This is a genomic window from Labilithrix sp., from assembly GCA_019637155.1.
In the GTDB taxonomy this organism is placed as follows: domain Bacteria; phylum Myxococcota_A; class Polyangia; order Polyangiales; family Polyangiaceae; genus Labilithrix.
In genome coordinates, this window is sequence record JAHBWE010000025.1 from 79,866 (window position 1) to 103,479 (window position 23,614).

General features: G+C 71.0%; 22 protein-coding genes. 11 read left to right on the forward strand and 11 right to left on the reverse strand.

Features of this window, described 5'->3' with window-relative positions; all coding sequences use genetic code 11:
• Positions 1–7: 7 nt before the first annotated feature.
• The 6 genes from KF837_39515 to KF837_39540 all read right to left on the reverse strand — a co-directional run bounded on the left by KF837_39515 (position 8) and on the right by KF837_39540 (position 7,468).
• Positions 8–1,819, reverse strand: a complete 1,812-nt coding sequence (locus KF837_39515) for an NADH-quinone oxidoreductase subunit M (protein MBX3233478.1) — start codon at positions 1,817–1,819, stop codon at positions 8–10.
• 266 nt (positions 1,820–2,085) lie between these two features.
• On the reverse strand, positions 2,086–4,665 hold the full coding sequence (gene nuoL, locus KF837_39520) for an NADH-quinone oxidoreductase subunit L (protein ID MBX3233479.1): 2,580 nt from the start codon (positions 4,663–4,665) through the stop codon (positions 2,086–2,088).
• A 4-nt stretch (positions 4,666–4,669) separates the two neighbouring features.
• Complete coding sequence (gene nuoK / locus KF837_39525) at positions 4,670–4,984, reverse strand: NADH-quinone oxidoreductase subunit NuoK (GenBank protein MBX3233480.1); 315 nt, start codon at positions 4,982–4,984, stop codon at positions 4,670–4,672.
• A complete protein-coding gene (locus KF837_39530; GenBank protein MBX3233481.1) occupies positions 4,984–5,619 on the reverse strand; it encodes an NADH-quinone oxidoreductase subunit J in 636 nt (211 codons plus the stop codon). The genes nuoK and KF837_39530 overlap by 1 nt, the downstream gene beginning before the upstream one ends.
• Positions 5,616–6,992 carry an NADH-quinone oxidoreductase subunit NuoF gene (gene nuoF / locus KF837_39535; GenBank protein ID MBX3233482.1) on the reverse strand — a complete coding sequence of 459 codons (1,377 nt, stop codon included), beginning with the start codon at positions 6,990–6,992 and terminating at the stop codon, positions 5,616–5,618. The genes KF837_39530 and nuoF overlap by 4 nt, the downstream gene beginning before the upstream one ends.
• Positions 6,992–7,468, reverse strand: coding sequence for an NAD(P)H-dependent oxidoreductase subunit E (locus tag KF837_39540; protein MBX3233483.1), 477 nt, complete (start codon positions 7,466–7,468; stop codon positions 6,992–6,994). The genes nuoF and KF837_39540 overlap by 1 nt, the downstream gene beginning before the upstream one ends.
• Positions 7,469–7,638: 170 nt before the next feature.
• Between KF837_39540 and KF837_39545 the strand changes: the two genes are divergently transcribed.
• On the forward strand, positions 7,639–8,826 hold the full coding sequence (locus KF837_39545; protein MBX3233484.1) for a TM2 domain-containing protein: 1,188 nt from the start codon (positions 7,639–7,641) through the stop codon (positions 8,824–8,826).
• 4 nt (positions 8,827–8,830) lie between these two features.
• On the opposite strand, the gene KF837_39550 is transcribed toward KF837_39545, so the two are convergent.
• A complete protein-coding gene (locus KF837_39550) occupies positions 8,831–10,177 on the reverse strand; it encodes an energy transducer TonB (GenBank protein ID MBX3233485.1) in 1,347 nt (448 codons plus the stop codon).
• Between the two features lie 232 nt (positions 10,178–10,409).
• Between KF837_39550 and KF837_39555 the strand changes: the two genes are divergently transcribed.
• The 5 genes from KF837_39555 to KF837_39575 are packed head-to-tail and all read left to right on the forward strand — an operon-like array spanning position 10,410 to position 14,787.
• Positions 10,410–10,817, forward strand: coding sequence for a LysR family transcriptional regulator (locus tag KF837_39555; protein ID MBX3233486.1), 408 nt, complete (start codon positions 10,410–10,412; stop codon positions 10,815–10,817).
• A complete protein-coding gene (locus KF837_39560) occupies positions 10,804–11,463 on the forward strand; it encodes an Isoquinoline 1-oxidoreductase subunit (protein MBX3233487.1) in 660 nt (219 codons plus the stop codon). Before KF837_39555 ends, KF837_39560 begins: the two co-directional genes overlap by 14 nt.
• Entirely contained in the window at positions 11,463–11,915 is a 453-nt protein-coding gene (locus KF837_39565; GenBank protein MBX3233488.1) for a (2Fe-2S)-binding protein, read from the forward strand. The genes KF837_39560 and KF837_39565 overlap by 1 nt, the downstream gene beginning before the upstream one ends.
• Before the next feature lie 8 nt (positions 11,916–11,923).
• A complete protein-coding gene (locus KF837_39570) occupies positions 11,924–14,164 on the forward strand; it encodes a xanthine dehydrogenase family protein molybdopterin-binding subunit (GenBank protein MBX3233489.1) in 2,241 nt (746 codons plus the stop codon).
• Positions 14,164–14,787, forward strand: coding sequence for an NTP transferase domain-containing protein (locus tag KF837_39575; protein ID MBX3233490.1), 624 nt, complete (start codon positions 14,164–14,166; stop codon positions 14,785–14,787). The genes KF837_39570 and KF837_39575 overlap by 1 nt, the downstream gene beginning before the upstream one ends.
• 302 nt (positions 14,788–15,089) lie before the next feature.
• Here KF837_39575 and ychF read toward each other — a convergent pair whose 3' ends face one another.
• Positions 15,090–16,208, reverse strand: coding sequence for a redox-regulated ATPase YchF (gene ychF, locus KF837_39580; protein ID MBX3233491.1), 1,119 nt, complete (start codon positions 16,206–16,208; stop codon positions 15,090–15,092).
• Between the two features lie 63 nt (positions 16,209–16,271).
• Here ychF and KF837_39585 point away from each other — a divergent pair, with 63 nt between their 5' ends.
• Complete coding sequence (locus KF837_39585) at positions 16,272–17,894, forward strand: VanW family protein (GenBank protein MBX3233492.1); 1,623 nt, start codon at positions 16,272–16,274, stop codon at positions 17,892–17,894.
• 12 nt (positions 17,895–17,906) lie between these two features.
• Here the strand turns inward: KF837_39585 and KF837_39590 are convergent, their stop codons facing one another.
• On the reverse strand, positions 17,907–18,800 hold the full coding sequence (locus tag KF837_39590) for a hypothetical protein (GenBank protein ID MBX3233493.1): 894 nt from the start codon (positions 18,798–18,800) through the stop codon (positions 17,907–17,909).
• Between the two features lie 30 nt (positions 18,801–18,830).
• Here KF837_39590 and coaBC point away from each other — a divergent pair, with 30 nt between their 5' ends.
• The gene (gene coaBC / locus KF837_39595; GenBank protein ID MBX3233494.1) at positions 18,831–20,030 is read left to right on the forward strand and encodes a bifunctional phosphopantothenoylcysteine decarboxylase/phosphopantothenate--cysteine ligase CoaBC; all 1,200 of its coding nucleotides are present in this window, start codon (positions 18,831–18,833) and stop codon (positions 20,028–20,030) included.
• Here the strand turns inward: coaBC and KF837_39600 are convergent.
• On the reverse strand, positions 20,021–20,575 hold the full coding sequence (locus KF837_39600) for a helix-turn-helix domain-containing protein (protein ID MBX3233495.1): 555 nt from the start codon (positions 20,573–20,575) through the stop codon (positions 20,021–20,023). The two genes, coaBC and KF837_39600, sit on opposite strands and share 10 nt — an antisense overlap.
• Before the next feature lie 52 nt (positions 20,576–20,627).
• Here KF837_39600 and KF837_39605 point away from each other — a divergent pair, with 52 nt between their 5' ends.
• The 3 genes from KF837_39605 to KF837_39615 are packed head-to-tail and all read left to right on the forward strand — an operon-like array spanning position 20,628 to position 22,851.
• Positions 20,628–21,938 (forward strand): hypothetical protein, encoded by a 1,311-nt coding sequence (locus KF837_39605; protein ID MBX3233496.1) that lies wholly within the window; start codon positions 20,628–20,630, stop codon positions 21,936–21,938.
• The gene (locus KF837_39610; protein ID MBX3233497.1) at positions 21,923–22,555 is read left to right on the forward strand and encodes a methyltransferase domain-containing protein; all 633 of its coding nucleotides are present in this window, start codon (positions 21,923–21,925) and stop codon (positions 22,553–22,555) included. The genes KF837_39605 and KF837_39610 overlap by 16 nt, the downstream gene beginning before the upstream one ends.
• Positions 22,552–22,851, forward strand: a complete 300-nt coding sequence (locus tag KF837_39615) for a DUF952 domain-containing protein (GenBank protein ID MBX3233498.1) — start codon at positions 22,552–22,554, stop codon at positions 22,849–22,851. Before KF837_39610 ends, KF837_39615 begins: the two co-directional genes overlap by 4 nt.
• A gap of 4 nt (positions 22,852–22,855) precedes the next feature.
• Here KF837_39615 and KF837_39620 read toward each other — a convergent pair whose 3' ends face one another.
• A complete protein-coding gene (locus KF837_39620; protein MBX3233499.1) occupies positions 22,856–23,605 on the reverse strand; it encodes a Uma2 family endonuclease in 750 nt (249 codons plus the stop codon).
• Positions 23,606–23,614: the final 9 nt, after the last annotated feature.

Consider the following 23,614-nt stretch of genomic DNA (forward strand, 5'->3'; position numbering starts at 1 on the left):
CGTTCCTTCAGTGCCCGCCGTGCGGGTCGTTGCGGAGGCCGGGGGGGAGGCCGCCCGGGAGGCCGCCGGGCGCGCCCTTCGGCTGGATGATCGTGGGCGTCTCGTCCGGGTTCGAGCCGAGGCCGCCCGCGGTAGAGGAGGGGACCTTGCCGACCGGCGCGGGGGTGTCGGGGCGGCGATCGCCGAGGCGGATCGGGCCGTCGTAGTACTTGCCGCCGGTGCCGGACTTCGCGCGGTAGTCGTAGTCGGTGAGCGTGCGCTCGACCGCGCCGTGCATCTGGTTCAAGAGGAGGTTCGGCGCGAGCCCGAGGAGGAACATCGCGACGATGAGCGGCGCGACCGCGATGAGCTCGCGGCCGTTGATGTCGGCGAGCTTCTTGTTCTCGTCGCGCGTGATCGGGCCGAAGAACATCTTCTGCACCGCGGTCAGCATGTACAGAGCGGCGAGGATGACGCCGAGCGCGGCGCCGACCGACTGGATGCCGGCCACGTGCCCGAGCTTGTCCGACGCGTACGTGCCGACGATGATCATGAACTCGCCGACGAACCCGTTGAGGCCGGGGACGCCGATCGACGCCATCGTCGAGATGATGAAGAGCGCGGTGTAGACCGGCATCACCTTCGCGATGCCGCCGAAGTCGTCGAGCATGCGCGTGTGGCGGCGGTCGTAGATGACGCCGACGAGGAGGAAGAGCGCGCCGGTCGAGACGCCGTGGTTCACCATCTGGATGATGGAGCCCTCGACGCCGCCCGCGGTCGCCGAGAAGAGACCGAGCATGACGTAGCCGAGGTGGGCGACGGACGAGTACGCGACGAGGCGCTTCACGTCCTCCTGCCGCCAGGCGCAGAGCGCGCCGTAGAGGATGCCGCCGAGGACCGCGACGCCGCCGAGGACGGTCGCGAGCTCGCCGCACGCCTCCGGGAAGAGGCCCATGCAGAAGCGGAGGTAGCCGTACGTTCCCATCTTCAGCATGACCGCGGCGAGGATGATCGAGCCCGCGGTCGGGGCCTCGGTGTGGGCGTCGGGCAACCACGTGTGCACCGGCCACATCGGGACCTTGATGAAGAAGGAGATCGCGAAGCCGAACCACAGCCAGAGCTGGACGTGGCGCGGGATCTGGAGGCGCTGGAGCTCGAAGAAGTCGAAGCTCGCCGCGCCGCCGGTGACGCGGCCATACGTGTACGCGAGGTACAGGATCGCGGCGAGCATCAGGAGCGAGCCCGCCATCGTGTAGATGAAGAACTTGAGCGCCGCCTTGATGCGGTTGGTGCCGCCCCACACCCCGATCATCAGGTACATCGGGATGAGCATCAGCTCCCAGAACACGTAGAACTGGAAGAGGTCGAGCGCGACGAACGCGCCGATCATGCCGGCCTCGAGGAGGAGGAGCGCGAAGCACCAGTCCTTGATCCGCTTCGCGACGCTGCCGAACGACACGTAGGCGGCGATCGGCGTGATGAACACGGTGAGGATGACGAGCCAGAGCGAGATGCCGTCGACCGCGACGTGCCAGTGGATGCCGAAGCGCTCGATCCACACCACGTCGTGGTTGAAGTGGTACGTGCGCCCCATGTCGACGCGGAGGAGCGGGATCGCGGCGAGGAACGTCCCGAGCATCACGAGGAGCGACGTCGTCTTGAGGAGACGCGGCGCCTGACGCGGGAGGAAGAGGATCGCCACCGCGCCCGCCATCGGGATGCCGATGAGCCACGAGAGCAGCGTCGGCATCTCGTTCGCCGGGGCGCCGGGCTCCGCCGGCGCGGACGCGACCGCGGAGGGCCACATCCGCGCGATGAAGACCGCGAAGAGCGCGGCCATCAGCGCGAGCGGGAGGCGGACCTTCCAGTCGTGTTGCGCCGGGATGAGCCACGCGACGGCGGCGGCGGCGAGGAGCGGGACGAGGCTCCCGAGGAGCGCGCTCACCGGGCTGAACGCGGTGACGTCCTTGATGTCGCCGGGGTGCCCGAGCACCTGCGCGATGATGACGACGCCGATGACGAGCGCGAGCGTCGTGAAGAGCGGGCCGATCCATTTCGGGGTGCCGGCCGGCGGAAGCGCGGGAGTAGCGTTCGAGGAGGCCACGGTCACTTCTCCTGGATCCTGATGGTCGACGGCCCTGGAGCGGCGGCCGGACGCTTGATGGTGAGGTCCTTCGTCGCGACGCGGCCGAAGGCGTTCTTCACTTCGAGCTTCACCGTCCGGCTCTCGCCGTCGGGCACGCGCAGCTTGAGCTGCGTGTTGGTGTCGAAGTCCTTCGTCTGCGCTTCCTTCGTCGCGTCCGGGTACCACTTGAAGCCGTAGCCGGGGCCGGGACCGGCGGTGAGCGAGTACTCGCCGCCCTTCTCTTCGACCGTGAAGTCCGCGTGCGGCTCGACGAAGAACCACATCAGACCGCCGAGGCCGAGGACCATGACCGCGGCGTAGACGTGGACGACGCCGTTCTGGAGGACGCGGAGGACGGTGCCGGTCGCGGCGACGACGAGCGCGGTGAGGCGCGCGAGGATGAAGTCGACGATGCCCTGGTCGACGGACGACGCGGTGTCGGCGAGGGCGTCGACCGCGTTGACCGCGGTCTTGTCGTAGAGCTCGTCGACGCGCCACTTGTCGAGCACGAGGCGGTAGAGGGCGGGGACCTTGAGCATGAGCTCGCGCGCGGGCTTGCCCTTGTTGAGGATGTAGACCCAGTACGCGCCGCCGGCGCCGACCGCGAAGGCGAGGAACGCGGCGATCGACGAGATGACCTCGCGGCTGTGCGCGACGTCGTGGTCGAACATCTTCACCCCCGCCTCGGCCTCGTGGAACACGCCCGAGAGCCAGTGGTCGAGCGGGAGGAACTCGAAGTGGGCGGAGAAGACCTTGATCGCGGTCGGGTTCAAGATGCCGGCGAAGACGGCGAGGGCGGCGAGGACGATGAGCGGGATCGTCATCGCCCACGGCGACTCGTGCGGGGGCGGGCCCGGCTGCGAGAGGTCGTCGTGGTGGTGGTGCTCGTCGTCGTCGTCGTCGTGACCGTGATCGTGGTCGTGCTCCTCGACGTGCGACGGCGCCTTGGGGCGCCCGATCGTCCAGCCCTTGAAGTCACCGAAGAAGGTGAGGAAGACGACGCGGCACATGTAGAAGGCGGTGAGGAGCGCGGTGAGGACCGCGATGCCCCAGAGCGCCCAGTTCGCCCAGCTCGGCCACTGCCAGGCCGCGACCTTGCCCGCGAGCTTCATCCCCGCCGGCGCCTCGATGAGCGTGCGCGCGATGATCTCGTCCTTCGAGAAGAAGCCCGAGGTCAGCGGGAAGCCGATGATGCAGAGCGTGCTCGCGACGAACGTCCGGAACGTCCACGGCATGTGGTCCTTGAGACCGCCCATGTTCCGCATGTCCTGCGAGCGATCGTCGTCGTGGATGCGCGCGTGCATCGCGTGGATGACGCTGCCGGCCCCGAGGAAGAGGCAGGCCTTGAAGAAGGCGTGGGTGAAGACGTGGAAGAAGCCCGCCGTGAACGCGCCGACGCCGACGCCGAGCACCATGTACCCGAGCTGGCTCACGGTCGAGTAGGCGAGGACCTTCTTGATGTCGTTCTGGACGAGCGCGATCGTCGCGGCGAGGAGCGCGGTGAGCGCGCCCGTGAACGCGACCGTGATCATCGCCGCCGGGGCGAGCACGAACACCATCGAGAGCCGGCAGATGAGGTAGATGCCGGCGGTGACCATCGTCGCCGCGTGGATGAGGGCGGAGACCGGGGTCGGACCCGCCATCGCGTCCGGGAGCCAGACGTAGAGCGGGAGCTGCGCGCTCTTGCCGGTCGCGCCGAGGAAGAGCATCAGCGCCACCGCGGTCGCCGCCGTCATCGTGACCGGCGTGTCGGGCTGGAGCTTGTGGAGCGGGAGCTTGATCCCGGCGAGGGTGAAGTCCTCGAAGCGACCGCCGCCGATCGGCCAGAGGTTGATCCAGTTCGGGCGCTCGCTGTTCGGGACGAGCTCGTGCGCGTTCCGCGCGATGCCGTCCCAGTCGAGCGAGCCGCAGTACACCGCGAGGAGGAACATCGCGACGATGAGGCCGAAGTCGCCGACGCGGTTCGCGATGAACGCCTTCTTGCCGGCGGTCGCGTTCGGCATCTTGCCGTACCAGAAGCCGATGAGGAGGTAGCTGCAGAGGCCGACGCCCTCCCATCCGACGAAGAGCACCGGGAGGCTGTCCCCGAGGATGAGGACGAGCATCGAGAAGACGAAGAGGTTCAGGTAGCAGAAGAAGCGCCAGTACCCCTTGTCCTCGATCATGTACTCGGACGCGTAGACGTGGATGAGGAGACCCACGCCCGTGACGACGAGCATCATGACGCCCGACAGCGCGTCGACGCTGAAGGCGAGGTTGACCGTGATGCGGCCGCCGTTCGGACCGGCCACCTTCATCCACTCCCAGGCGAGCCAGGAGAGCTTGGCGTGCGGCTCCTTCGTGCCGGCCTCCTTCATCGCGTCGGTGACGTGATTGAGGTCGACGAAGGTGGCGACCGCGGCGGCGAAGGCGACGCCCATCACCGCGAGGGCCATGACGCGGACCGCGGATTTGCCGAGGCGCTGGCCGAACACGCCGTTCACGAACGCGCCGAGGAGCGGCAGCGCCAGGATGAAGGCGATGAGCGGGTAGTCCCCGGCCGAGAAGAAGAGGGTCTTCATGATCTCAGTTCTTCAGGAGGTCGGCTTCGTCGGAGCGAACCGTGCGACGAATGCGGAAGAGAGAGAGGACGATCGCGAGGCCGACCGCGACCTCGGCCGCCTCGGCCGCGATGATGAAGAAGGCGAACACCTGGCCGGTGTGGTTGCCGCCCTCCATGTACGCGCCCTTGCGGTTGAACGCGACGAGCGCGAGGTTCACCGCGTTGAGCATGATCTCGATGCTCATCAGGGTGACGAGCACGTTGCGGCGGACGAGGAAGCCGACGCCGCCGATGGTGAAGAGGATCGCGCTGAGCGCGACGTAGTGCTCGACGGGGATCACGTGCCGCTCTCCTTGCCTTCGAGCGCGCCGCGCGTGGGCGGGGCGACGGGGTCCTTGAGGCCCTTGCCGTGCGCGAGGGCCTCCGCGGGGGAGGACTCGTGGAGCGGACCGTCCGACTTGTGACGGCCGCGCGCGACCGCGACGGCGCCGACGATCGCGACCATGAGGAGCGCGCTCGAGAGCTCGAACGGCGCGAGCGCCTCGCTGAAGATGATGCGGCCGAACGCGTCCACGCTCCCGAAGTCGCCGACGACGCTCGTGAGGAGCGGCGCCTTCTCCTTCGGCGCCGCCATGTAGAGGAGGGCGATCGCGGCGACGCCCACCGCGCCGAAGAGCCCGCCGCCGATCGCGCGCGCGATGCGGCCGCGCTGGTCGGACGGCGTCGAGGCGCTCGGGCCGAGGAGCATGATGACGAAGAGGAAGAGGACGACGATCGCGCCCGCGTAGACGATGAGCTGGATCGCGGCGAGGAACTGCGCGTGGAGCGCGAGGAACAGGCCCGCGATCGCGACGATCATCGCGAGGAGGCCCATCGCCCCGCGGATCGGGTTCTTCGCCGCGACGGTGCCGACCGCGCCGAGCACGGCGATGAGGGCGCAGAAGTAGAAGTAAGCAACGCCGAACGGGCTCACGCGCGACCTCCCCAGCTCGTTTCCATTTGATTGAGCACGCCGGTGCCGCGCTGGCCTTTCACGTACGCCTCGAACTCCTTGCGGAACTTCTTGAGGTACCCGAGGGCGGGCATCGCGGTGCCTTCGCCGAACGCGCAGATCGTGTTGCCCATGATGCCGTTCGCGACCTCGTGGAGGGTGTTGAGCTCCTCCATCGAGCAGGTGCCTTCCATCAGCTTCTCCGCGATGCGGAAGAGCCAGCCGGAGCCCTCGCGGCACGGCGTGCACTGGCCGCACGACTCGAGGCGGTAGAACTGCATCAGGTTGTGGAAGCACGCGACCGGGTCGGTGCCCTCCGCCATGACGGTGGCGCAGCAGGTGCCGAGCATGGTGCCCATGTTGCGGAACGTGTCGACGCCGAGCGGCACGTCGAGCACCGACTTGCCGTGCCACGCGTGGAGCGGGCTCTTCTCGTCCGGCGCGTGCACGACGTCGTCGGCCTTCAACACCGGCGTCGAGCTGCCGCCGGGGATGATCGAGTGGAGCGGTTTGTCGCCGAGGATGCCGCCGCCGAGATCGTAGATGAGCTCGCGGAGCGTGAGGCCCACCGCGCACTCCCACACCCCGGGCTTCTTCACGTGGCCGTTCACGCCGAAGAGGCGGACGCCGCCGTCGTTCAGGTGATGGATGGAGGAGAGCTTCGAGAACTCCTCGCACCCGAGCTTGAACGCGCTCGGCACCGCCGCGATCGTCTCGAGGTTGTTCACGGTGGTGGGGCAGGCGAAGGCGCCGGACTGCGCGGGGAAGGGGGGCTTGAGCCGCGGCTCGCCGCGCTTGCCCTCGAGCGAGTTGAGGAGGCTCGTCTCTTCGCCGCAGATGTACGCGCCGGCGCCGGTGTGGACGACGACGTCGAGGGCGTAGTCCTTCCCGAACGGGTTCTTGCCGAGGTAGCCCTTCGCCTTCGCCTCTTTGATCGCGTCCCAGAGGCGCGCCTTCGAGAGGTGCAGCTCGTCGCGGACGTAGACGTAGGCGACGTGGGCGCCGATGGCGTAGCAGCCGATCATGCAGCCCTCGATCACGGAGTGCGGGTTGAGCTCCATGATCGTGCGGTCTTTGTGGGTGCCGGGCTCGCCCTCGTCCGCGTTGATGACGAGGTACGCGGGCTTCGTGGGGTGGGGCTTCATGAAGCTCCACTTCACGCCCATCGGGAAGCCGGCGCCGCCGCGGCCGCGGATGTTCGCCTTCTTCGCCTCGTTGACGACGTCGGCTTGCGACATCGTCGTGAGGACCTTCTTCGCGGTCTGGTAGCCGTCGCACTCGCGCTCGTAGGCCGCGAGCTTCCAGCCTTCGGGCAGGCCGTAGACCTTCGTCAGGTAGTTGGTCTGCTTGAGCATCAGCTCCTCAGCTTCTCGAGGATCTCGTCCACCGCCGCGGGGGTGAGGTTCTCGTGGTAGTCCTTGTCGACCTGCATCATGGGGGCGCTCCCGCACGAGGCCAGGCACTCCGCGGTGCGGAGCGTGATCTTGCCGTCGGCGGTCGTCTCGCCCGCCTTGATGCCGAGCTTCTTCTCGCAGTAGTGCAGCATGTCGTTCGCGCCGCGGAGCGCGCACGGCAGCGTGCGGCAGACCCAGACCTGGTGCTTGCCGACCTTGTGCTGGTTGAAGAGCGTGTAGAACGTGACGACGCCCTTCACGTGCGCGGGCGGGAGGTCGAGCCGGTGAGACACGAACGTCACGACGTCGTCGTCGATGAACCCGTTCTGCTCCTGACAGAGATGGAGGAGCGGGATGCACGCCGCCATCTTCGTCGGGTAGCGAGTCAGGATGTCGGTGAGCTCGCGGTCGCGTTCGGGCGTCAGAGCGAAAGGCATTGGGAGGAGCGGCTTTCGATGCGAAGAGCCTGGAAAAACCGGGCTTTTGCGCGCGCACGGTATGCTCCAGCCACCTCGCATGTCAATAGAGGTTCGGGCGACCGATAACCCTTAACTCCCAGTGGCCTCTTCGCTATGGTGCCGGCGCTTCTTCCTGCGGAGGTTGGCTCTTGTTCTGTCCGAACTGCGGCACGCAAAATCCGGAAACTGCTGCGACTTGCACCAAGTGCGGGTTTGCGTTGAAGAGCGCGGCGCCGAAGTTCAAAGGCACGATGCTCATGCAGGGCGCGCCGCCGAACATGCAGGCGCTGCGGGATGCAACAGCGGGCGCTCCGCCGCCGGCCGCGGGCGCGCCGCCGGCCCCGTCTCCCGCGGTGGGCGCGGGCGCGGGCAACGTTCCGCCGAGCCGCCTCAAGGGCACCATCGTCGGCGTCGCCGCGCCGGCCGCGGGCGCCGCGCCGGCTCCGCCGACCGCGACCGGCGCGGGCGCGCCCCCCGCGGCAGGCGGTGGTTTCCCTGGAACTCTCGCTTTCGACGCTCCTCCGCCGGTCGGCGGCGACGCGCCGGCCCCGGCCTTCGGTGCTCCGCCGGCGACGGGCGATCAGCAGCACCAGTTCGGCTCGAGCGCAGCCGCGAACCCGCTCGGCGCGACGTTCGCGATCGGCGCGGACTCGCCGGTCGCCCCGGGCGCGCCGGGTGCTCCGTTCGGCGCCCCGCCGCCCGACGCGGGCGGCGCGAGCAACGGCGGCTTCGGCGCGCCGCCTCCGGCGGACGGCGGCTTCGGCGCGCCTCCGGCGGGCGGGGGCTTCGGTGCGCCGCCGGCGGATCCGAACGCGGGCGGCGGCTTCGGCGCGCCGCCGGGGGATCCGAACATGGGTGGTGGCGGCTTCGGCGCGCCGCCCGCGGATCCGAACATGGGTGGCGGGGGCTTCGGTGGGCCGCCGCCGGGGGATCCGAACATGGGCGGCGGCTTCGGCGCGCCGCCGGGCCAGGCTCCGAACCCGTACGGTGCTCCGCCCCCGCAGCCGGACTACGGTCAGCCGCAGGGTGGTTTTGGTGGTCCGATGGGCGGGGCGCCGATGCAGCCGTACGGAGCGGGCGCTCCGATGGGCCCGATGGGCGGCATGCCGGGCGCGATGATGGCGGGCGGTCCGCCGAAGTCGTGGATGACGACGCTCATCCTCGCGATCGTCGCGGGCACGCTCGGCGTGCATCGCTTCTACACCGGCCACATGCTCTTCGGCGCGCTCCAGCTCATCACCTGCGGCGGCTTCGGCATCTGGACGCTCATCGACATCATCTTCATCGTCACCGGCAAGTACACCGACGCCCAGGGCCGCCCGCTCGCGCGCGATTAGCGCATCACTGATGCACGAGCGAGACCGGGATGCTCAGCGTCGCCGGTGCGCCGCCGGGCTGCGCGTCGAACTGGGCGCGCTTGATGGCTTGCAGAATGCACGTATTGACGTCGCCGGAGAGGTTGCCGGTGCTCGACGCGACGTCGGCGGTTGCGACTTCGCCGTTTGGTGCGACCTTGGCGGTGATGACGACTTTGCCGCTCATCGTTGGGTCGGAGGCGAGGCCGCGCTGGTAGCAGGTGCGGAAGCGGCTCCTGAGACCGGCGATGACGCGGTCCGCGCCCGATACGGTCGCCGCCGAGCCGCCGAGGTTGCCGACCTGCGTGTCGAACTTCGGGATCGCGACCACGCGTGCGTCGGCGGATTTTCCGTCCATCGTCGCGTGCGTGTCGCCGCCGAGGACGGCGAGCCCGCCGGGGCGGGGGCCGGTGACGGTGGGGCCGCCGCCCGGGAGACGGAGATCGCTCGCGGTCGTCGCGACGCCCTTGTCGGAGGCGGCGGCGCCGGAGAGATCGACGGGCGGGATCTCGCTTCGACGGAGCGCGCTCTCCACCGCGCTCTTCGAGCCCGGCGCGACGAGGAGACCGATCTCCATCTGCTCCGCTTGCGCGAGGAGCGCCGCCGCTCGCGCGTCGCTCGCGTTCGCGTTCGCGCTCGCTCTGCCGCCGGTCTTGCCGGGGCTCGTCGTGGCGGTCTTCTGGGTCGAGGTCGAGGTCGAGGTCGGGGTCGGCGTCGGCGTCGTGACGTGGGTCGGCGCGTCCTCGGCGGGGGTCTCGACGACGGGCGGCGGAGGGATGCTCTTCATCATGTCGACGAGACCGGCGACGGAGTGTCCGTCGTCCGCGACGCCGTCCATCCAGTCCGAGTACATCGCGCCGACGATGCCGAAGTGGAGGAGGAAGCTCAGCGCCGCGAGGATCGTGAGCGACCAGTCGATCTGGTTCGCGAACCCGCCTTTCACCGCGAGCGGCAGCTGCGGCCGCGGCGGCGGCGGCGGCGGGCGAACGAGCTGGAAGAGGAACGTGGTCGCGCCGACGACGACCTTGCCGCGCGCGTCCTCCGCGAGCGGCAGCGCGCACGGGCCCGCGAGGTCTCGCACGTGCCCGCCGACGGAGACGCGTGCGGTGGCGCCGGCGCAGAGGTGGAGCACGTACGCCTGGCCGCGGCGCGCGAGGAGCTCGAAGCGCGGGACGGGCGCGTTGAACGTCGCGTCTTCGGTCGCGCCGACCGTGACGCTCTTCTTGTCCGTGACGAGCCGCTCCTCGACGACGCGCCCGCCCGCGACGACGGCGATGCGCGGGACGCGCGGCGCGCCGCCGGGGGGCGCGACGGCGCGCATGACGGTGGTCATCCGGCCGGCGCGCGCAGCGGCGCCGGCCCCTACATGGTGGGGTCGTGCGGACGGCATCGAAGATGGTCTCGGAGCCCAGACCTCGGCCGCGCGAAAAAGTTCCCGCGCCGGCGCTGCAAAGCCCGGACAGACGGCGTTGATGCGGACCCCTCACGCTCCCGCTCGATGAGGCTCGCCGTGGGGTTGTTGAGCGGTGCTTGACAGCGTGGCGTGGCTGGGGCGTGCTCGGCGCGTGGGCTCGATCCCGTTTCCGCAGCTTCAGGCGTTCCTCGCGGTCGCGCGTTCGCAGAGCTTCAGCGGCGCGGCGCGCGACCTCGGGGTGTCGCGCTCCGCCGTGAGCCAGAGCGTTCGCCAGCTCGAGGACGAGCTGCGCCTCGTCGCGCGCACGACGCGCAGCGTCTCCCTCACCGACGCGGGGAGGCGGCTGGTCGAGGCGGCCGGGCCGGCGGTGGCGCAGACGCGCGCGGCGCTCGCCGAGGTCTCCGCGGAGCCCTACGCGGCCACCGTCCCCGGCTTTTACCTGTATTACCCGAGTCGAGCCCAGCGCTCCGTCCCGCTCCAGAAGCTCATCGAGACCGTCCGCGAGCTCACCGCGCGGCGACTGGCCTCCACCAAGACGAGGCCGCGTGCTCAGGCGTAGCTCCCTCGTCGCGGGGACCTGCATCGCGCTCGTGGCGGGGTGCCGCGAGACGCGGACGGCGCCGCCGCCGCGCCCGCCCGTCGCCGCGAGCGACCTTCGCGCTCCGGGCGACTTCTCGTCGATCGCCGATCGCGACGATCGCGCGCGCGCGATGTTCGTCGAGGCGTCGAAGGTCTTTTTGCATCCTCGCTGCAGCAACTGCCATCCCGCCGGCGACATGCCGCTCCAGGGCGACGACGGCCGCGTGCACGATCCGCCCGTCGTGCGCGGACCGAGCGACGAGGGCGTGCCGGCGCTCGGCTGCACGTCCTGCCATCAAGACCGGAACCTCGAGCTGTCGCGTGTCCCCGGCGCGCCGAAGTGGCAGGTCGCTCCGAGGTCGATGGCGTGGGTCGGCAAGACGCCGGGAGCGATCTGCGAGCAGCTGAAGGATCGCGCCCTCAACGGCGGGCGCGACCTCAACGGGATCGTCGAGCACGTCGCGCACGACGAGCTCGTCCGGTGGGGCTGGTCGCCGGGACACGGACGGACCGCCGCGCCGGGGACGCAGGCGCGCTTCGCCGCGCTCGTCGCCGCGTGGGCCGACGCGGGCGCCGCCTGCCCGCGCGGCGAGAAGCAAGGAGAGAAGCGAGAGGAGAAGCGATGATGCTCAAGCTGCGCGTCAACGGCCGGGACCACGACGTCGACGTGGATCCCGAGATGCCGCTCCTCTGGGTCGTGCGCGACGTCCTCGGGCTCACGGGCACGAAGTTCGGGTGCGGGGAGGCGCTCTGCGGGGCGTGTGTCGTCCATCTCGACGGAGAGGCGATGCGCTCCTGCGTGATGCCGGCGCGCCGCGCAGTCGGTCACGAGGTGACGACGATCGAGGGCCTCTCCGCGGACGGCTCGCACCCGCTGCAGAAGGCGTGGGTGGAGCTCGGCGTGCCTCAATGCGGCTACTGCCAGTCGGGGCAGATCATGAGCGCGGCGGCGTTGCTCCGGAAGAAGCCGGCCCCCTCCGACGCGGAGATCGACCAGTCGCTCGCCGGGAACCTCTGCCGGTGCGGCACGTACCTGCGGATTCGCGCGGCGGTGAAGAAGGCGGCAGGTGTTCCGTGAGCTCGGAGGTGCGCGTTCCTCGTCGCTCGTTCCTGACGAGCCTCGGCCTCGGCTTGAGCGGCCTCGCCGTCGGCGGCTTCCCCGCGTCGGCGAGGGCGCAGCCGGTCCCCGCTCCGCCGAGCGGCACGGGGCTCCGGCCCAACGTCTTCGTTCACGTCGCGACGGACGGGCTCGTCACGATCGCGTGCGCGCGCTCGGAGATGGGGCAGGGCGTGCGCAGCACCCTCCCCGCGCTCATCGCCGACGAGCTCGGCGCGGACTTCGCGCGCGTGAAGATCGTGCAGGCCGACGGCGACAAGGCCTACGGCGATCAGAACACCGACGGATCGACGAGCGTTCGCAAGGCCTTCGACGATCTCCGGCGCACCGGCGCGGCCGCGCGCATGATGCTGGCGGCGGCCGCGGCGGCGCGTTGGAAGGTGCCGGCCTCGGAGCTCGACGTGCGCGACCACGTCGTGACGCACCGGAAGAGCAAGCGCACGGCCGGCTTCGGCGAGCTCGCGAGCGACGCGGCGAAGGGGCCGATCCCCAAGCGCGACGAGATCGTGCTGCGGAAGCGCTCCGAGCTACGCGCGCTCGGCAAGGACCTGCCCTTCGTCGACGCGCCCGACATCGTCACGGGTCGCGCGATCTACGGCGCCGACGTGAGGCTGCCCGGCATGCTCACCGCCGTCGTCGCGCGACCTCCCGTCGCCGGCGGCAAGGCGCTCCGGCACGACGCGTCGCGGGCGCTCGCCGTCCCGGGCGTTCGCCACGTCGTCGCGCTGCCGGCGCCGAAGCTGCCGTTCGGGTTCCAGCCGCTCGGCGGCGTCGCCGTCGTCGCCGACCACACGTGGGCGGCGATGCGCGGGCGCGCGCTCCTCGACGTCACGTGGGACCACGGTGCGAACGCGGCGCACGACTCGACCGCGTACCGAAGGACGCTCGAAGCCAGCGTGAGCGCGCCGGGCCGCACCGCGCGGAATCTGGGCGACGTCGATCGCGCGCTCGCGAGCGCCGCGCGGCGTCACCACGCGATCTACTACGCGCCGTACCTCCCGCACGCGACGATGGAGCCTCCCGTCGCGGTGGCGAAGGTGGACGGCGAGCGCTGCGAGGTCTGGGCGTCGACGCAGAACCCTCAAGCCGCGCGCAAGGAGATCGCGAAGGCGCTCGGCGTCGACGAGTCGAAGGTCACCGTCCACGTGACGTTGCTCGGAGGCGGGTTCGGTCGAAAGTCGAAGCCGGACTTCGCGGTCGAGGCCGCGCTCGTCGCGAAGCAGACGGGAGCGCCGGTCCGCGTCCAGTGGACACGCGAAGACGACATCCGGCACGACTACTACCACTCGGTGAGCGCGCAGCGCCTCGAAGCCGGCCTCGACGAGAGCGGCAAGCTCGTCGCGTGGCACCATCGGACGGCGTTCCCGCCGATCGCCTCGCTCTTCACCGGCACCGCCACGCCGGACGCGGGTCCGCTCGGCCTCGGCTTCCTCGACGTGCCTCTCCAAGTGCCGAACCTGCGCGGCGAGGCGTGCGACGCGAAGGCGTACACGCGCATCGGCTGGCTCCGCTCGGTCGCGAACATCTACCACGCGTTCGCCGTGCACGGCTTCCTCGACGAGCTCGCGCACCTCCGTGGGATGGACCCGCTCGCGCATCAGCTCGAGCTCTTCGGACCGCCGAAGGTCTGGACGCTCGCCGACCTCGGCGTCACCGAGTACTCGAACTACGGTCAGTCTCGCGACGACCATCCGATCGACACCGCGCGGCATCGTCACGTGCTCGAGCGCGCGACGCGGCTCGCGAGCTGGGCGGACCGCGCGAAGACGGGACGCGCGCTCGGGCTCGCGGTCCATCGCAGCTTCCTCACCTACGTCGCGGTCGTCGTCTCGGTGGTGAAGACGCCGGCGGGGCGCATCGCCGTCGACGAGGCGTGGATCGTGGCCGACGCCGGGACGATCGTGAACCGGGAGCGCGTCCGCTCCCAGCTCGAGGGCGCCGTCGTCTTCGGGCTGAGCCAGGCGCTCTACGGAGAGATCACGATGAAGGGGGGCGCCACCGAGCAGGGGAACTTCCGCGACCATCGGCTGCTGCGCTTGCCCGAGGCGCCGCGCGCGATCCACGTCGAGGTCGTCGAGAGCGACGCGCCGCCGGGCGGTGTCGGCGAGCCGGGCGTGCCTCCCGTCGCGCCCGCGCTCGCCAACGCGCTCTTCGCGCTCACGGGCACGCGGGTGCGGGAGCTCCCGATCGTGCGAACGCTGCCGGTCTGATGCAGGACGCTCCTCTGATCGGAGTCGTCCTCGCCGCCGGCGACGGCTCGCGGATGGGCGGGCCGAAGGCGCTCTTGCGGCTCGGCGGAACGCTGCTCGCGGTCGAGCACGCGCGGAGGCTGCGCGCGTCCGGCTGCCGGCGCGTGGTCGTCGTCGTGTCTCCGCCGGCGCGCGCGATCGTCGCGGAGGCGCTCGCGGGGGATGGGTTGGTCGACGTCGTCGCCGCGACGACGTCGAGCCAGGCCGAGTCGCTCGCGGTCGCGCTCGCGCTCCTCGACGAGCACGGCGCTCGCCCGCTCGTCGTCGTGACGCCGGTCGATCTCCTGCCGGCCGAGGCGACGACGATCGACAGGCTCGTCGCGGCGATCAGGAGCTCGCGCGGCGCGCTCGACGCCGCGACGCCGACCTTCGGAGGCCGCGGCGGCCACCCGGTGGTCGCGCGCCTCGGCGTCCTTCGTGACGACGGCGTCGATCCGGCGCGCCCGCTTCGCGATCGCCTCCGCGCCCTCGATCGCCGCCGCGCACGGATCGCGGTGGACGATCCGGCCGTCACCGGCGACTTCGACGTACCCGACGATCTTCCCGTCCGCCGGCTGGGGGTGGGGGCGCGCGGGGCGGGATAGGCCGGCGGGCGGTTGCCGCGAGGCGTAGCGAACGGCAGATCCTCACAGTGCCCCATACCGACGACGTAGCGAACGGCAGGCCCCTCGTGCTGGCCTAAGAAAATACCTCCGTTTGCCATCGCCCAGGACCACGCGCCCGCGCCCACGCCGTACCCACGCCATACCCGCCGCGCCGTCAGGATCCCGCGCGGGGCCCCGCGACTGCGGCCGCGCAAGCGGTTGCGAAGCAACCCGAGCGCGCAGCGCGAGGGCCGTGGTCGCGGGGTGGGGGTGTCGGGGGCAAAGCCCCCGACGTTGAGAACCTAGACGTTGAAGCGGAAGTGGACGACGTCGCCGTCGCGCATGACGTACTCCTTGCCTTCGATCGCGAGCTTGCCGGCGTCGCGGCACTTGGATTCGCTGCCGAGCGAGACGAGGTCCTCCCACCAGATGACCTCGGCCTTGATGAAGCCCTTCTCGAAGTCGGTGTGGATGACGCCGGCGGCTTGGGGGGCGCGGGCGCCGACCTTCGTCGTCCAGGCGCGGACCTCCACCTTGCCGGCGGTGAAGAAGGTGAGGAGGCCGAGGAGCTTGTAGCCTGCACGGATCACGGCGTAGAGGCCGGGCTCCTTGAGGCCCGCGCTCTCGAGGAACTCGGGGCGGTCCTTCGGATCGAGCTCCGCGATCTGGCTCTCGAGCGCGGCGCAGACGGGGACGACGAAGGTGTTCTCGCTCTTCGCGAGGTCCTCGAGCGCCTTGAAGTGTTTGTTGGCCTCGAGGTTCGCGATCGAGGCTTCGTCGATGTTCGCGATGTAGAACGCGGGCTTCGCGGTGAGGAGCCAGAGGTCGCGCACGATGAGCTGCGCGTCGGCGTTGTCGGCCCAGCTCGCCTTGGGGATGAGGGTGCGGGCGGGCTTGCCGTCGTTCAGGTGCGCGGCGAGGTCGTTGCAGATCGTCTCGGCGAGCTTCTCCTTCGGATCGTTCGCCTTCGCCATCTTGCGCGCCTTGTCGCCGCGCTTGTTCACCGTCTCGAGGTCCTTGAGGCAGAGCTCCATCGTGACGGTCGCGATGTCGGCGACGGGGTCGACCTTGTTCTCGACGTGGATGACGTTCGGGTCCTCGAAGCAGCGGCCGACCTGCACGATCGCGTCGGCCTCGCGGATGTGGCTGAGGAACTGGTTGCCGAGGCCTTCGCCCTTCGAGGCGCCGCGGACGAGGCCCGCGATGTCGACGAAGTTGAAGGTGGTGGGGACGACCTTCTCGGCGTTGACGACGGCGTTGATCTTGTCGAGGCGATCGTCCGGGACGACGACGACGCCGACGTTGGGCTCGATCGTGCAGAACGGGTAGTTCGCGGCTTCCGCTTTTGCCGACGAGAGCGAGTTGAAGAGGGTGGACTTGCCGACGTTGGGGAGGCCGACGATGCCGATCGAGAGCGCCATGGAGGGACCGCGGAAGTAGCACAAAATTGGCCCTGTCGCCGAGCGCCGTTCGACCATGCCCGCGTGACGTTCGACCTGGACCGTATCGAGGAGGCCTTCGACCGCGCGCTCGCGGTGCTGAAGCCCCGCGGCTGGGCCGACGTCCGGAACATCGCGCTCTGCCTCGCGATCGGCGGCGGGGCAGGGTGGCTCGCGGTGCCGCCCGCGCTGCCGCCGACGCCGGTGCCGGAGGTGACGCTCGACGGCAAGCCGCTCGCGATCGCCGGGCGCGATCCGGGCGCGATCCTCGAGGACGCGCGGGAGATCGCGCACGCGTACGTCGCGCGCGAGATCACGGTGCAGGTGCCGGGCGCCTCGGTGACGCGGCGGCGCTCGGAGCTCGGGGCGCGCGTGGAGGCTGGGCGCGTGGCTTCGCTGGTCACGCAGCTCGTGGAGCCGCAGTCGGCGCTGCGGCGCGCGGCGGCGCAGCACGGAAAGCGCATCGCGCTGCCGCTGCCGGTCACGATCGACACGCGGCGCGCGCTCGCGACGCTCCTCGTGATGAAGGACGATCTCGATCGCGCGCCGGCCGACGCGTACGTCGACCTCGCGCGGCACCAGCTCGTGCCGGAGCAAGAGGGGAGGCGCGTCGACGTGTACGCGACCGCGGCTCGGCTCGACGCGGCGCTCGTTCGTGGGGACGCGGCGGTGGAGGCGGTCGTCGATCACGTGCCGGCGGCGCGGACGGTGGCGAGCATCGGTGAGGTCTCGACCGACGACGTGCTCGGGTACTTCGAGACGAGGTACAACCCGGACCGGAAGCACGCGGACCGCTCGTTCAACTTGCGGCTCGCGGCGTCGAAGCTCGACGGGCACGTCGTGATGCCGGGTGAGGTCTTCGACTTCAACGAGGTCGTCGGCGCGCGGGACGAGGCGAACGGGTACAAGGTCGCGGCCGCGATCGCGAACGGCGAGATCGTCGACGGCATCGGCGGCGGGACGTGCCAGATCGCGGGCACGCTCCACGGCGCGGCGTATTTCGCGGGGCTGCCCGTCGTCGAGCGGCGGCCGCACACGCGGCCGAGCTTCTATATCAAGATGGGGATGGACGCGACGGTCGTGTACCCGACCATCACGCTGAAGCTGAGGAACGATTTTCCGCATCCGATCGTGCTCCACGAGACGGTGGAGAACGGCGTCGTCCGCGCGGAGATCCTCGGGCCGAAGCGGACGCGCGACGTCGTGTTCACGCGGAGGATCGAGGACGTCGTGCCGTTCGGCGAGAGCGAGAAGCAGGACGCGGCGTTGCCGAAGGGCACGCGCATCCTCGCGCAGCGCGGCATCCCCGGCTTCAAGGTCCGGCGCGATCGCACGATCCGCGACGGCGAGAAGGTGACGCGCGAGCACGACAAGGACGAGTACCCGCCGACGCAGCAGATCTGGCGCGTCGGCACGGGGCCGACCGACCTGAAGGTGACCGCGGTCGACGACGAGCACCCGGAGTACATCGCGGACGAGCAGCTCACGATCGCGCAGGGCCCCAACATCGAGGACCCGCACGCGCGCCGCAACGGCGTGCGCGCGGGCGGGCCCACGGTCGAAGCGCGCGTCCCCGGCCGCTACGGCACGCGCGGCTGGAGCATCCGGTCTTCCGAGCGCGTCTCGAGCCACGCGAAGCGCGCCGGCCACGCGGTGCGCTCGCGGTAGACGCGTATAGCATCAGGGCGAAGGGGCCATGGCGCGGAGCCTGCGTGCGGCGTCGTGTTCGTCGCGTTGTTCGAGCCGCTTTGCGATGACGCTCAGGAGCGCACGGGGTGGGGGCGTGAGCTTGGCGCGCACGGCGTCGAGGGTCGCGTCGTCGCCCTCGCGCGCGGCCGCCTCCGCGATGCGCGTCAGTCGCACGGTCGAGAGCGGATGGCAGAGAAGGAACGGCGCGATCGCGAGGGTGAAGCGCCGCGCGGACGCGTCGTCGAGGTCGAGCGCCTGTCCGAGGAACACCGTGAGGCAGGGCTCGAGGTTGAGCGCGCCCTTCAAGAGCGCGAGCGCCTTCTTCGCGTCGAGCGCCTTCGCGACCGCCTGGTGCGAGGCGAGGTAGTTCTTCTCCGGCTCGAGCGGAGGTTCTTCCTCGGGCTCGGGTCCCGGGTCGTAGTTGGTGTACCGAACGCCTTTGAAGACGATCGCCGCGGCGGCGAGGTCGGGCTTCGCCACGAGCTCCGCGTAATAGAGCGACGGCATCGGGAGCCCGCGCATGGCGGGCTTCTTCTTCGTCGCGCCGGGCGGTGCGATCCAGCGCTCGATGCTGGTCTGATCGACGTCCCATACACCGATGAAGTGCACGTGTGTCTTCAGCTTGCGGGCGAGGTGACGCGCGAGCCCGAAGTCGGCCGTGTAGCGCTCGCTGTCGAGGACCTCTACCCAGCCGTTCTCGATGCCGCCGATCGCGTAGCCGAGTGTCTTCGTCTTCTCGAGTCGGAGAGGCTCGAGCGGGCGCACCTCGCGCGCGAGCACACGTGCGCCCTTGGCGGTCCAGTAGACCTCGATCTCGTCCCGGATCCGCTCCGGCGTGATCGTTCGACCGAGACGGAGCTGGATCCAGCAGGCGTTCGTCCCCATCGTCGATCGCGATGGTACGCTGCCCTGCGGATGAAGATCGCGCTCGCCGTCACCGGAAGTGTCGCCGCGTACAAAGCGGTCGAGGTCGCGCGTCTCTTCGTGAAGGCGGGGCACGAGGTGATCCCGCTGATGACGGCGTCGGCGACGCGGTTCGTCGGGGCGGTCACGCTCTCGGGGATCTGCGGCGCGAAGGTCGCGGTCGACATGTGGGATCCCGACTATCCCGGCGAGCTGCACGTCGCGATCGCGGACCGCGCGGATGCGATCGTCGTCGTGCCTGCCACCGCGGACGTGCTCGCGCGCTTCGCCGAGGGGCGGGCGGACGATCTCGTCACCGCGACGGTGCTGTGCGCGCGCGGGGCCGTGTTCGTCGCCCCGGCGATGCACCCGCGGATGTGGGCGCACCCCGCGACGCAGCGGAACGTCGCGGCGCTCGGGAACCTGCGGTTCATCGGGCCGGTGCACGGGCTCGTCGCGTCGGGCGACTCCGGGATGGGACGGATGGCGGAGCCGGCGACGATCGTGGACGCGGTGCTGGGTGGGTTGGGTGGCTTCGGCGCTCGAGACCTCGCCGGGCGGCACGTCGTCGTGACGGCGGGGCCGACGTTCGAGGCGATCGATCCGGTGCGCTTCCTCGGCAATCGATCGAGCGGGAAGATGGGGTTCGCGGTCGCGGCGCGGGCGGCGGCGCGGGGGGCGCGCGTGACGCTGATCGCGGGGCCGGTCGCGCTCGCGACGCCGGGGGCGGTGGTGCGCGTCGACGTCGAGAGCGCGGAGGACATGCGCGGCGCGCTCGCGAAGGCGCTCCCCGGCGCCGACGCGCTCGTGATGGCGGCGGCGGTCGCGGACTTCCGGCCCGACGCCGCGAGCGCGACGAAGATCAAGAAGGGGGAGGGGGCGGCGCCTTCGATCGCGCTGGCGAAGAACCCGGACTTGATCGCGGAGATCGGGGCGGCGCGGACCGGCGCGCGGCCCGTCCTCGTCGCGTTCGCGCTCGAGACCGGCGACGACGACGCCGTCGTCGCGTACGCGAAGGACAAGCTCACGCGGAAGCGCGTCGACGTCGTCGTCGCGAACGCGGCGCACGAGTCGCTCGGTCGCGGGGAGAACCGCGTGTCGTTCGTCGACGCGGAGGGCGCGTCGCCGTTCGTCGCGGCGGCGAAGGACGCGCTCGCGGACCGGATCCTCGATCGCGTCGTCGCGAAGCTCTCGTCCGCGCGTCAGGACTGATCGAGGAGGCCGACGACGGCCTCCGCCGCGCCGTCGCTCTTGCCGCGGACGACGACGGAGGTGACGCCGAGCTTCGGGAGCGTCGTCTGCATGCCGGCGTCGGCGTCGTAGACGACGACCGCGACGTTCGCGAGCTTCTCGGTGCGGCGCAGCGCGCGCACCACGTCGGCGAGCTTCGCGTCGTCGCAGCGCGCGTCGATCGCGAGCACGTCCGGGGTCTCGCCCGCGACGCCGAGGAGCCCCTCGAGGACGCCGCCGAAGGACACGAACGACGTGCCGCGGGCCTTGCAGGCCTTCGCGAGCGCGCGCATCGACGCGCCGGGCTTGCCGATCGCGGCGACGGTGCCGCCGGGGCTCGTCACCGCGCGCGGCAGCGGCGGCAGGTTGTTCTTCTCGCAGTAGGCGCGCGCGTCGTCGGTGCGGACGCGGTACTGCGAGCCCGGCGTGCGGAACGCGGGCAGCTTCCCCTCGCGGATCCAGAGGTAGACCGTCTTCGGATGAAGCTCCCAGATCCGCGCGAGCTCGGAGGGGCGGAGCAACGGCATCGGAGCGAGAGCATATTGACGCTCAGCACGCCCGTCGAGTAACGCGGAGGGGATGGGTCGCGCCGGGCGCACGAAGTGGTACGCGCTCGCGGCGGTGCCGGGGCTCGCGGTGACGCTCATCGCGGCGTGCACCGGCGACGACGACGTGTTCCGCGCCGCGCCGCTCTACGCCTACGACGGCGCGACGAACGATCTGCCGCGCGAGCCGGTCACGCCGCCGGAGGCGGGGGCGCCTGCGCTCTCGTGCGGCGACGCGGCCGGGGCGCCCGCGCGCGCGCTCCTCGTCAACGGCGAGCGGCCGAGCGAGCTCGTCGCGATGAACCTCGACTCGTTCGCGGTCGACGGCCGGCTGCCCCTCGACGGCGGTCTCGGGATCACGTCGGTGACGGGCTTCGATCCGTGGCTCCTCGATCAGGAGAACGATCTGGTCACGCGGCTCGACGCGCGCGAGCCGTGGAAGCCGGTCGCGGAGTGGTCCGTCCGCGGCGACGACGCGCCCGCCGGCGACACGCGGCCGGCGCGGCCCGTGAGCGTGGTCCAGGTGTCGTGCTCGAAGGCCTACGTCATCCGCGCGAACCGGAACCGGATCGCGATCATCGATCCTTCGCAGACGACGGGCGCGCCGACGGGGTGGGTCGATCTCACGCCGTTCCGCGTGAGCGGCGATACGGATACGCTCGATCTCTCCGCCGCGGTGTGGGTGCCCTCGAAGCGGAAGCTCTTCGTCCTCGCCGGCAACGTCGACCGCACGCAGGTCATCACCGGCGCGGGCGTCCGTTGCCGCGAGGTGCTCCGCCCCGCCGTCTTCGGGATCGACGTGAGGACCGACACGGTGGTGAGCCTCGCGGGGACGGGCCCGGGCGGCGCGATCGAGCTCGAGGGGTACGATCCGCCGGCGGGTCACTCGCTGATCTACGACGCGCCGCTCGATCGCCTCCTCACGCTGAGCCGCGGCTGCAACATCGGCCTGCCCGACGGCGGAGCGAGCCTCACCGCGCGGCGTCGCGTCGAGCAGGTCGACCTCGCGACCGGCGCGGTCAAGCTCGCGCTGTCGCTCGACAACCGGCCGGCGCCGACCGGCTTCGCCCTCGTCGACGGGGATCACGCGGCCGTCGTCTTCGGCGAGCGCGGCTACCTCTGGAACCCGCGCGAGACGTCGCTCGGCGATCCGATCGACGGCGGCGCGCACGCGGTCGCGAACGACGGGCGCGGCGGCTTCGTCGGCTCGCGGCGCAAGGACCAGTCGCTCGAGGTCTTCACGCTCCCGATCGGCGACGCGGGCGCGGCGCGTCCGGTCGCGACGAACCCCTTCACGAGCCTGGGCGGCTTCGCCGCGAGCATCGAAGCATGGCCTCCGCGCTGACCCCCTCCGACCTCGAGACCGTCGCCGGCCGCACGCTCGGCCACTACGACGCGAGCGCGGACTCGTTCCGCGCGGGGACGTGGGACCACGACGTCACGCAGAACTACGACGCGCTCCTCCGCGCGATCGAGGTCCCGCCGCCCGCGCGCATCCTCGACTTCGGCTGCGGGCCGGGGCGCGATCTCGTCTGGTTCAAGTCGCAAGGGCACGCGCCGGTCGGCCTCGACGGCTCGGCGCGCTTCTGCGAGATGGCGCGCGCCGCGAGCGGCTGCGAGGTGCTCCATCAGAGCTTCCTCGCGCTGGAGCTGCCGGTCGCGCGCTTCGACGGCGTCTTCGCGAACGCGTCGCTCTTCCACGTCCCGACGCAGGAGCTCCCGCGCGTGCTCTCCGCGCTCCACGCCGCCCTCGCTCCGCGCGGCGTCCTCTTCGCGTCGAACCCGCGCGGCGACGATCGCGAGGGCTGGAACGGCGATCGCTACGGCGCGTACCACTCGCTCGAGGGTTGGCGCCGCTTCGTGACCGCGGCGGGCTTCGAGGAGATCGAGCACTACTATCGCCCCGCGGGCAAGCCACGCGCGGAGCAGCCGTGGCTCGCGACGGTGTGGCGGCGCGCGTGATCTTCCACCTCGTGGAGCGCGCGCGGCTCGTGTGGGACGCGGACGATCGGTATCGCCCCGCGTCGCTGGCGGGGGAGGGGTTCATCCATGCGTCGTACGGCGACGAGGTCGCGGAGAGCGCGCGGCTCTACTTCGCGGCGGACGCGGACCTCGTCGTCGTCGCGATCGATCCGGACAAGCTCGACGTCCGGCTGGAGGTCGCGACGACGCCGCGCGGGCCGATGCCCCACATCCACGGTCCGCTCCCGCGCGCCGCGGTCGTGAGCGTCGTCTCGCTCGCCGACCACACGCCGTGAAGTTTCATCGGCGGCGCTTGTCGAGCAACGCGCGGAGGCGGAGGTTCTCCTCTTCCGCGGCGAGACGAGCGGCGCGCTCTTGCTCTCTCTCGGCGCGGAGCTGCTCGTTGTCTGCGAGCGCGAGCTCCTTGGCTGCGCGCTCCGCTTCGGCTTCGGTCGGGAAGAGCTCGTCGCCCGCGGGGCCGAGGCCGAGACGTAGGCGGACGTTGTCGCCGCTTCCCACTGCGACGAGCCACGCGCCGAGGACCTTCGATCGGACGCGGTCGCCCTGATTGACCTCGACGCGCACGAGGCCTCGATTCCGGATGCGGCGAAACACCTGGAAGCGCCGGCGCCTCCGGCTCCGCGGGGTCGCGTGCGGGTCGAAGACGACGAGCTCCTTCACGCCGAGCTCGGCGTAGGCGGCGGGGCCGTCGTCGTAGTCCTTCGTGACGTCGCCGGAGGCGACCTCCAACGCGAAGCTCGGCTTCACGCCCGTCTCCCACGTCTTCCAGGACGGAATCACGATGTCGGGATCGACGCCCGGCAAGACGTAGACGTCCGGGGCGATGCGCTTGAGCGGGTTGCCTTCTTCCCAGTAGATGAACTGGTCCGCTCCGACGTGCGCGCGTATGTACGCCGCCGCGAGGAACCGCGCCAAAAGCGGACGCAGCAGCTCTGCGATCAACCGCTGGATCTCGTGCTCGCCCATGTCGTCGTTCGTCGGGTAAAGCACGTCCGCGGTAGAGATTGCTTCGGCGGTCGCGCGTTTCATGGCCTCTGC